Annotated in this window: 9 protein-coding genes; 4 read left to right on the top strand and 5 right to left on the bottom strand. The window is 72.0% G+C overall.

The features are described from left to right. The 3 genes from ACZ4W5_RS21350 to ACZ4W5_RS21340 all read right to left on the bottom strand — a co-directional run. Positions 1–176: transposase (locus tag ACZ4W5_RS21350; RefSeq protein ID WP_465656202.1), on the bottom strand; the 176-nt coding region annotated here is incomplete at its 3' end. Between the two features lie 239 nt (positions 177–415). Then, on the bottom strand, positions 416–847 hold the full coding sequence (locus ACZ4W5_RS21345) for a thiol-disulfide oxidoreductase DCC family protein (protein ID WP_465656201.1): 432 nt from the start codon (positions 845–847) through the stop codon (positions 416–418). Beyond that, positions 844–1260 (bottom strand): hypothetical protein, encoded by a 417-nt coding sequence (locus ACZ4W5_RS21340; RefSeq protein WP_465656200.1) that lies wholly within the window; start codon positions 1258–1260, stop codon positions 844–846. Before ACZ4W5_RS21340 ends, ACZ4W5_RS21345 begins: the two co-directional genes overlap by 4 nt. A 378-nt stretch (positions 1261–1638) precedes the next feature. On the opposite strand from ACZ4W5_RS21340, the gene ACZ4W5_RS21335 reads away from it, so the two are divergent. Further along, positions 1639–2205: a dihydrofolate reductase family protein gene (locus tag ACZ4W5_RS21335; RefSeq protein WP_465656199.1), complete on the top strand. Its 567-nt coding sequence runs from the start codon at positions 1639–1641 to the stop codon at positions 2203–2205. A gap of 114 nt (positions 2206–2319) precedes the next feature. Then, a complete protein-coding gene (locus ACZ4W5_RS21330; RefSeq protein WP_465656198.1) occupies positions 2320–2697 on the top strand; it encodes a bleomycin resistance protein in 378 nt (125 codons plus the stop codon). Between the two features lie 287 nt (positions 2698–2984). Here the strand turns inward: ACZ4W5_RS21330 and ACZ4W5_RS21325 are convergent, their stop codons facing one another. Together ACZ4W5_RS21325 and ACZ4W5_RS21320 are read right to left on the bottom strand one after the other, a co-directional pair. After that, a complete protein-coding gene (locus ACZ4W5_RS21325; RefSeq protein WP_465656196.1) occupies positions 2985–4481 on the bottom strand; it encodes a purine-cytosine permease family protein in 1497 nt (498 codons plus the stop codon). 238 nt (positions 4482–4719) lie between these two features. Next, positions 4720–5901, bottom strand: coding sequence for an FAD-dependent monooxygenase (locus ACZ4W5_RS21320; protein ID WP_465656194.1), 1182 nt, complete (start codon positions 5899–5901; stop codon positions 4720–4722). Between the two features lie 173 nt (positions 5902–6074). Here ACZ4W5_RS21320 and ACZ4W5_RS21315 point away from each other — a divergent pair, with 173 nt between their 5' ends. Beyond that, positions 6075–6740, top strand: a complete 666-nt coding sequence (locus ACZ4W5_RS21315) for a TetR/AcrR family transcriptional regulator (RefSeq protein WP_465656193.1) — start codon at positions 6075–6077, stop codon at positions 6738–6740. A gap of 312 nt (positions 6741–7052) precedes the next feature. Then, positions 7053–8675: an alpha/beta hydrolase gene (locus ACZ4W5_RS21310; protein WP_360240881.1), complete on the top strand. Its 1623-nt coding sequence runs from the start codon at positions 7053–7055 to the stop codon at positions 8673–8675. Positions 8676–8779: the final 104 nt, after the last annotated feature.

Genomic DNA, 8779 nt, shown 5'->3' with positions numbered 1-8779 from the left:
AAGCGGGCGTACACGGTGCTCCAGGACCCGTAGCGCTCGGGGACGTCCCGCCAGCCGCTGCCGGTGCGAAAGCGCCACAGCACCCCGTTGAACTGGTCCCGGACCCGCCGCGGCAAGGGCCCGGTGGCCGCCACCGGCACATGCGGTTCGATCAAGGCCCACTCAGCATCCGTCACGTCAAAACGCGCCACGACCCCGAGTTCTACCAGAGACACCAGCCCGGAACTGAGTCACTGCGAGATCCGAACCTTAAACAGCTCCTAGCCGGTCGGGCAGGCGAGAGCCCGGTCGAGCTGCTCCAACAACCGTGCCGTCTCGGCCTTGGAGCACTCGGCGTGCATGACCTTCTGCACCGGCCCGACCGCCGTCTCGCGGGTCATGGGCACTGCACCCACCCTTCCTGAGGAGCAGCACCCTACTCGGCCGCACGAGAGGGAACGTCACACGCGTCGGGCCGGCAGTCGCGGGTCGGCCCCTTGGTAACCGCGCGGATCCGGGCGGCCGCGAAGGCGGCGGCCCGCGCGAGCGGGAGACCGGCCGGCGTGGCGAGCCGCCGGGCGAGCGGCCGGTGGTCGGCCAACGCCCAGAGACAGGCGACGAAGGCGTGGTGGCCGCGCCACACCTCGCCGGTGTCGCCGACCACGGTGATCTCGCCGAGCGATGCGTCGTGGTCGAGCCCGGGGAGGAGCTCGCGGGCCTCGGGGGAGGCGGCCGCGACGAACTCCAGCGGGACGAGCTGCTGCTGCCCGCGCAGCCAGGAGGTGAGGCCGCGACAGAGCGGGCAGGCGGGATCGTGGAGCACGGTGAGCCGCCGCACGGGCGGCGGCTCGTACCCGTGCGCGGTCACGCCACGCCCGGCTTGACGCGGCCCTGCGCCGGGACCGGCGGGCGCGACGCTGCCATGGGCTCGCGCTCCTGGGCGCCCCGGCGGCGGATCCGGTTGAGCACGTAGACGTTGCCGAGGTGCATCGCCCCGAGTACCAGCAGGACGGTGCCGAGCTTGTAGGACAGGGCGTTGAAGATGCCCTGGACGTCGCCCACCTGCTCGTCATTGCGCATCCAGAGCGCGACGAACCCGAGGTTGATCAGGTAGAAGCCGACCACGAGCAGGTGGTTGACCGCGTCGGCGAGCCGGTCGTCCCCGGCGAACACGTCCGCCAGGAAGATCCGGCCGTTCCGGCTGAGCGTGCGGGCCGCCCAGACCGTCACCCCGGTGGCGACCGGCAGATAGACGGCGTAGCTGATGACTGTGTAGTCCACGGGACTACTCCCCTTCGTGTTTCGAACGTGTTCAAAACCTTGCCGAGGAACACTGTAGCGCGATTTTGAACGCGTTCAAGTGAGGCGGGGGGTGATCGCGGACCCTTGCAACGTCGCCGCCGTGCAGGGCGCGACCCTCGTGCCGGCCGTGGGCGTTCTCGCCGACCAGCCCGACAACGCGGCCGCGTTCGCCCGGCGCGGCCTGGGGCGTGCGCTGGAACCCACCGCGACGCGCGGCGAGATCGCCGACGCCATGGCGTCGGTCCTCGGCGACCCGGCCACGCCGACGTGGCGACCGGTCCCGGGTCCGTGCGTCGATGAGCTTCCCGCGTCACGCTTGGTCGGTACGCCGGACACCCACGGACGGAAGGCTGGGCGATGCGGAGACTGATCTACGGCATGAACCTGACCCTGGATGGTTATGTCGCCGCGGCTGGCGACGACATCGGCTGGAGCGGACCGCCGAGCCCCGAGCTCTTCCAGTGGTGGCTCGAACTGGAGCAGGCGTGCGCCCTGTCGCTGTACGGGCGCAAGCTGTGGGAGACGATGAGCTCCTTCTGGCCGACCGGCGACCAGCGGCCCGGCGCCACCCCGGCGGAGATCGAGTTCGCGCGGAACTGGCGGGACACGCCGAAGGTGGTGTTCTCCTCGACGATCGACGAGGTCGGCTGGAACGCCCGCCTGGTCACCGGCGACGCGATCGCGGAGATCACCCGGCTCAAGGCCGAGGACGGCGGCCCGATGAACATCGGCGGCGCAACGCTCGCCGGGGCCGCCATGCGCGCCGGACTGATCGACGAGTACGTGATCGCCACCCATCCGGTCCTGGTGGGCGGCGGCACGCCGTTCTTCACCGCGCTGGACAACTGGGTGAACCTGAACCTGGTGGAGACGCGGACGTTCCCCGGGGGAGTGCTCCTGGCCAGGTACGAGAGGAGGCGCTGAGCAGTTCGAGCACCCGACCGTCGGTTCTCCTCCCGTACGTTGTCTCGGGTGCCGAGCGCAACGGTCTGACGCTCTGTCAACACACCTTTCAGGGGCGGCGGGTAGGGTGCCGGCATGGACGAGTACGCGGTTCCGGTCCTGCCGAGCCGGGACCTGGACGAGACCCAGGAGTTCTACGGCCGGCTCGGCTTCGAGCCCCGGGGCCGCTGGGACGGGCCGGACGGCTACCTGATCGTCGTCCGGGGCATGGTCGAGCTGCACTTCCGTCATGAACCGGGAGTGGACCCGCTGGCCACCGCGGGCAGTTGCTACCTCCAGGTCCGGGACGCGGACGCATGGCACGAGGAGTGGGCGCGGATCGGGGTTCCGGCCGACCCGGCCACCGGCAGCCGGCTGGAGCCGGTGCACGGCACCGACTACCGGATGCGGGAGTTCGCCCTCGTCGACCGCAGCGGCAACCTGCTGCGCGTCGGCAGCCCGGCGGCCGACTGAGACCTGCGGGTCGTCGTTCCACGGGGAGTGTTTCTCGGGCAGATGGAAACGGGACCGGGGGGGGGGGGGGGGGGGGGGTGGGGGGGGGGGGTGGGGGGGGGGGGGGGGGGGGGGGGGGGGGGGGGGGGGGGGGGTGGGGGCATGCTCTCCCCCTCCCCCCTCCCCCCCCCCCCCCCCCCCCCCCCCCCCCCCCCCCCCCCCCCCCCCCCCCCCCCCCCCCCCCCCCCCGGTCCGGGGTGTGGGCCCGAGGTTCGGGTCCGAGGTTCGGGCCCGGGGTGTTGCCGGGGTCAGACGGTGACCTGTTCGGTCCGCTCGGACTGCTCGGTGGTGGCCTGCTCGGCGGCCGGCTGGTCGCCGGTGGCCGGGGTGTTCTCCCGAGGCGTGGGGAGCAGGGCCATGATCACGCCGGAGATCACGATGGTGGCGGCCCAGGCGAGGCCGTACTTGCCGACGGGGGTGTCGGAGAGCGGGCCGGCGAACCAGTCGCACTTGGTGAAGGCGAGCCCGAACAGCAGCGCGAGCACCCAGGAGACCATCGCCTGCCAGCAGAAGCCGCCCGCGTACCAGTAGCGGCTGTTCCGGGTGGTGTCCATCAGCGCGGCGGCGTCGTAGCGCACCGCGCGCGTCCGGCGCCGGAACATGTCCACCGCGTAGACGCCGATCCAGGCCGAGAAGGAGACGGCGAGCAGAATCAGGAAGGTGATGAAGGAGCCCAGGAAGCTCTTCGCGACCAGCATCAGCAGCAGGCCGCCGACCAGCGAGATCACGGCGTTGATGCTGACGGCCAGGGCGCGCGGCAGCTTGACGCCCATGGTCTGTGCGGTGAAGCCGGCCGAGTACATGGAGAGGCTGTTGATCAGCAGCATGCCCACGATCGCGGTCAGCAGGTAGGGCACGGCCAGCCAGGTCGGCAGCAGGTCACCGAGGAAGGAGACCGGGTCGGCGGCCTCGGCCAGACCGGGGGAGGCCACCGCCATCACGGCGCCCATCAGCACCATCGGCACCATGACCAGGCCGGCGCCGGAGACCGTCACGCCGACGATCTTCTTGCCGGAGGCGGAGTGCGGCAGGTAGCGGGCGAAGTCCGGGCCGGTGGGGACCCAGCTGATGCCGCCGGCGGCGATGGTCCCGATGCCGGCGATCATCATCGCGGTGGTGCCCGCGGGCTTGGAGAAGACCTCGCTCCAGTGCATGGTCGCGACGAGGTAGCCCAGCACCAGCACGCTGAACACACCGAAGAGGTACGTGGACCAGGTGTTGCAGACGTTGAGCGCCTTCCGGCCCATGCCGGAGACCAGGAAGGTGCAGGCGACGAACGCGAACAGTGTGATCACGATCAGCGCGGTGTTGCTCTTGACGCCGAAGAGCAGGTCGAGCACGGTCAGCACGGCGTATGCACCGGTGACGGCGTTGATCGTCTCCCAGCCGAACCGGGCGATCCAGAGGATCGCGCCGGGGAAGAGGTTCCCGCGCACCCCGAAGGTGGCCCGGGAGAGGGTCGCACCCGGCGCCCCGCCCCACTTGCCGGAGACCGACAGCACTCCGACCAGGCCGAACGAGACCAGCGCGGCGCACGCGGCGACGATCAGGACCTGCCAGAAGTTCAGCTGGTTCAGCACCACCAGGGCGGCACCCATGGTGAGCAGCAGGACGCTGATGTTCGCCGCGACCCAGGTCGGGAAGAGCTCGCGGACTCTGCCCTGACGCTCGTGGTCGGGGACGGGTTCGATTCCGCGCGTCTCTATCGCGCCGGCGGCGGTGTCGGCGGTGGACGTGTTGTCCATGAGGGGGGCTCCGGGCGTGTGAAGCGGTAGTAAATCGGGCAAATGGAACATTTATGGAACTCTTCGCGCGTAGCGCGGGAGTTGAGTCATCCTACTTTGTTCCGGATGCATCCCGATTGCACTGCCCTGCCGCTCGCCGCCCGGAGCCCTCCGGCGGAGCGCCGCCCCGTGCTGGAGCGCTGCCCCGTGCTGGGGCTGCTCCGTGCTGGAGCGCCGCCGCTCGGTGGCGCGCAGCCCGTCAGGCCGCGGCGCCCGGGGCGATCCGGGGCGGCGTCCAGTCGGCGTGCTTGAGGACGGTCCGCATCATCGCGCCGGGCGGAGTCAGGCGGATCGCGGCGTTGCGCAGGCGGACCGCGAGCGGGTTGGCGAGTTGCTGGCCCATCCGGCCGGCCCGGCGGGCGTCCCGGGCCACGGTCTGGCTGCGCGGGCGGCGGACCGCGTCGTAGCGGGCGAGTGCGCCCTCCACCGTCGGGCTCGCGGCGACCGCGGCGGCGAGGGTCACCGCGTCCTCCAGGGCCTGGCAGGCGCCCTGGCCGAGGTGGGGCGTCATGGCGTGCGCCGCGTCGCCGAGCAGCGCGACCCGGCCCGAGACGTACGAGGACAGGGGGGTGACCAGCGCGTTGACGTCGTGGTGCAGCACCGCCTCCGGCTCGGTCGCCGCCAGCAGCGCGGGGATCGGGTCGTGCCAGCGGGCGAAACGGCGGCGGACCTCGGCCAACGGGTCCCGGTAGCGGACCCCGGCCGGAGCGTTCAGGACGGCATGCCACTCGGCCCGGCCGTCCGGGAAGGCGATGTGGCCGAACTCGGCCCCGTGGCCCCAGGTCAGCTCGAAGTCGGTGGTCAGCCCCGCGACCGGGCGCTCGGTGATCGCCCGCAGGACGGTCGAGCCGCTGTACGCCGGCCCGGGGTGGGCCGGGAAGAGGCGGCGTCGGATCCGGCTGTTGATGCCGTCGGCCGCGACGACGAGGTCGGCCGCGACGGTGCTGCTGCCGTGGCTCACGGTGATCCGGTCGGGGGCGCTGGTGTCGAGGTCGGTCACCTCGGCGCCGATCACCAGGGACTCGACGGGCAGGGCCTCGCGCAGGATCCGGTGCAGGTCCGCCCGGGGGATGCCGACGATCGGTGCGCCCAGCTCGCGCTCCAGTGCCGCGCCGTCCATCGCGGCGAGGCGGCGGCCGTCCGGGGTGCGGGTGCCGCCGGTGTACTGCCGCCGGGACGCCGCCTCGATCGCCTCCGCCACCCCGAGCGTCGCGAGTGCCCGCATTCCGTTGGCCGCCAGGGAGATCCCGGCGCCGGCGTCGTCCAGGACGGCCGCCCGCTCGATCACGGTCACCTGCCACCCCGCCAGTCGGAGCCCGATCGCGGCGGCCAGTCCGCCGATCCCGCCCCCGACCACCACCGCGCTGTTGCCGCTGCTCATGCCCGGTCCTTCCCCTGTCGCCGTGCTGCCTTCTACAGCTGTAGAAGGAGCGTACTACGGGCTTACGGGGGGCGGTGGAGGGGTGGGGTCGGGCTGGTGGGCGGGCGCTCGGGGTGGGTGCCGGGGGCGGGGCGCCGCTCCGGCGGGAGGTGTCGGCCCGGTAGAAAGGGGGGATGCGGCGAGATCGGGACCAGGGCCAGGGCCAGGGGCGGGACCAGGGAAAGGGGCAGGATCAGGGGCAGGAGCGGGGCGCGGGCGCTGTCGCTGTCGCGAGGCCGGACCGGCGGACCGTGCTGGCGGACGCGGCGATCGGCGTGCTCGCGGACGCGGGCGTGCGGGGGCTGACCCACCGGGCGGTGGACGCGGCAGCCGGGCTGCCGGTCGGCACCACCTCGGCGTATCTGCGGACCAGGCAGGCGCTGCTGACCGCGCTGGTGCGACGGCTGGTCGAGCTGGACCAGCGTGAACTGCAGGCCCTGGGGGAGCGGGCGGTGCTCCGATCGGCGGACGAACTGGTGGAGAGCATCCGGGAGTTGATGCGACGCCGACTGACCGGTGAGGGGCGGCGACGCTCGCTCGCCCGGTACGCCTGTGCGGTGGAGAGCGTACGCGACCCCGAGCTGCGGGAGATCCTCGTGCCGCGGGAGAACGCGGGGCGGGCCGTCGTCCGGGCCTTCCTGGCTGATCAGGGTGTCGCCGACCCGGACGGGCGGACCGCCACGCTGCTGGCCTGCATCGACGGGCTGGTCTTCGACCGCCTGGTCGGTGGCGGTGAGACCGGGCCCGACGAACTCCAGGGTCTGGTGACGGCCGCCCTCCGCGGGGCGACGGGCGGTTAGCGCGGCCGGGGTGGCGGCCGGGCGGGTGGCCAGGACGGTGAGCATTGTTCTCTCGCAGCCGATCGCCGAATAGCGGTCGAGACCCGGGCCGGGGGTGACGCCGGAAGCCCACGGCCCGGTCGGCGGTCGCCGTTCATCCGTCGGGTGTGGATGAACTGCCGTCAGGTCAATCAACCGTCAAGTTGGTTTATTCACAGAATGTTCCGGGGGAGAGCGACAGGAAGTCAGGGACAATTCCGCCGCCACGAGGTCTTCACAGGGAGATCTCAGACTGACAGGCTGGGGCCGCCCTTTCAGTACGGAGGAGGTTCCTTGTCCCGCATATCCACGTTGGCCGGAGCGGTCACCTGCGCGCTCGCCCTTGTCACCGGAACCGCTGTGGCCGCGTCGGCCGCGCCGATCGACCAGGCCCCGGGTGCGGCGGCCGCCGAAGCGAAGGTCGACCCCGTCGACTGGAAGCCCTGTAACCCCGACCCGACCAAGCCGGATCCGGGCGGCTTCGACTGTGCCGTCTACCCCGTGCCGCTGGACTACGACGACCCGTCGGGCCAGAAGGTCGGCATCGCCATGATGCGGCACCGCGCCAGCGACCCGGCCAAGCGGATCGGTTCGCTGTTCCTCAACCCGGGCGGCCCCGGCGGCAGCGGCTACATGTGGGCGACCACCACCCGCTTCGGCGCCGAGGTGCAGGCCAAGTTCGACCTGGTCGGTTTCGACCCGCGCGGGGTGGCCCGGAGCAACCCGCTCAAGTGCTTCAAGACCCAGGAAGAGGCCGACGCGGTCAACAACCGCATGGTGGGCGTGCCCGTCACCAAGGCCGAGGTCGACGAGACGCTGGACGCCGACCAGGACTACACCGACGCCTGCAGCAAGAACGCCGGCCCGCTGATCGAGCACATGTCGACCATCAACGTGGTCCGCGACCTCGACCGGATGCGTCGCGCCGTCGGTGACTCCCAGCTGACCTTCGCCGGGTTCTCCTACGGCACCCTGATCGGTTCCACCTACGCCGCCATGTACCCGAACAAGGTGCGTGCGGTCATCGTCGACGGCAACGTCGACCCCAACCTTCGCCTGCACAACGGCCTGGAGTACGACCGCCAGCGGGCGGGCGGCTTCGAGATCGCCCTGGACGAGTTCCTCAAGCGCTGCCAGGCCGCCGGCGCCCCGCGCTGTGCCTTCGGCGACGGCGACACCCGCGCCAAGTTCGACGCGCTCCGCGACCACCTGCGGACCAGCCCGATCACGCTGTCGAACGGCTCCCAGGTGACGCTGAGCAGCTTCACCAGCGAGGTGGCCAGCGCGCTGTACTCGCAGGCCAAGCTGGCTCCGCTGGCGAAGTCGCTGCAGGCCACCTACCAGGTGATGCAGAAGCCGGCCGCGGCCGCCCTGCTGGCGCCGAAGGCGAACGTCTCCGACGACGAGGCCAACCAGCTCACGGTGAACGTCCCGCGGGCGCTGCGCGAGGCCCCGGCCGACTCCGAGTACGCCGGTGACGACTCCTACATGGGCGTCAACTGCCAGGACAAGCCGTACCCGTCGAACGACCGGGTGTTCGCCAACGTCGCCCGCGCGTGGGAGAAGGAGTCGCCGACCTTCGGCCGCTACCAGGCCTTCGACGCCCCGGCGTGCGCGAGCTGGCCGGCCCCGGCCCGGGACGCCGAGCGCTTCACCGGCCCCTGGAACAAGAAGACCTCCAACACGGTGATGGTGGTCGGCAACCTCTATGACCCGGCCACCCAGTACAAGTTCGCCCAGCGGATGCAGCAGGAGCTGGGCAACGCCGTGCTGGTCAGCGTGGACTCCATCGAGCACTGCGCCGTCGGCCGTAGCAAGGCGCTGAACGCGCTGGTCACCCGTTACCTGGTGGACGGCACCGCGCCGCAGCCGGGCCAGCTGCTCAAGCCGGACGCCGAGATCTTCCCGGCGGCCTGAGGGATCTCCTCTCGAACGACCGGCCGTTGAGGCCGGGGCTGGGGGGGGGGGGGGGGGGGGGGGGGGGGGGGGGGGGCGAGGGGGGGGGGGGGGGGGGGGGGGAA

This window comes from Kitasatospora sp. NPDC029367 (genome assembly GCF_055569135.1).
Note: the sequence above shows the minus strand (reverse complement) of the source record. Positions and strands in the feature narration are given on the sequence as shown.

What these genes read in the sequence shown, in the direction of transcription:
- ACZ4W5_RS21335 (WP_465656199.1), top strand. Translation starts at nt 1,639, where the DNA reads ATGCGGAGACTGATCTACGGCATGAACCTGACCCTGGATGGTTATGTC.
- ACZ4W5_RS21330 (WP_465656198.1), top strand. Translation starts at nt 2,320, where the DNA reads ATGGACGAGTACGCGGTTCCGGTCCTGCCGAGCCGGGACCTGGACGAG.
- ACZ4W5_RS21325 (WP_465656196.1), bottom strand. Translation starts at nt 4,481, where the DNA reads ATGGACAACACGTCCACCGCCGACACCGCCGCCGGCGCGATAGAGACG.
- ACZ4W5_RS21320 (WP_465656194.1), bottom strand. Translation starts at nt 5,901, where the DNA reads ATGAGCAGCGGCAACAGCGCGGTGGTGGTCGGGGGCGGGATCGGCGGA.
- ACZ4W5_RS21315 (WP_465656193.1), top strand. Translation starts at nt 6,075, where the DNA reads ATGCGGCGAGATCGGGACCAGGGCCAGGGCCAGGGGCGGGACCAGGGA.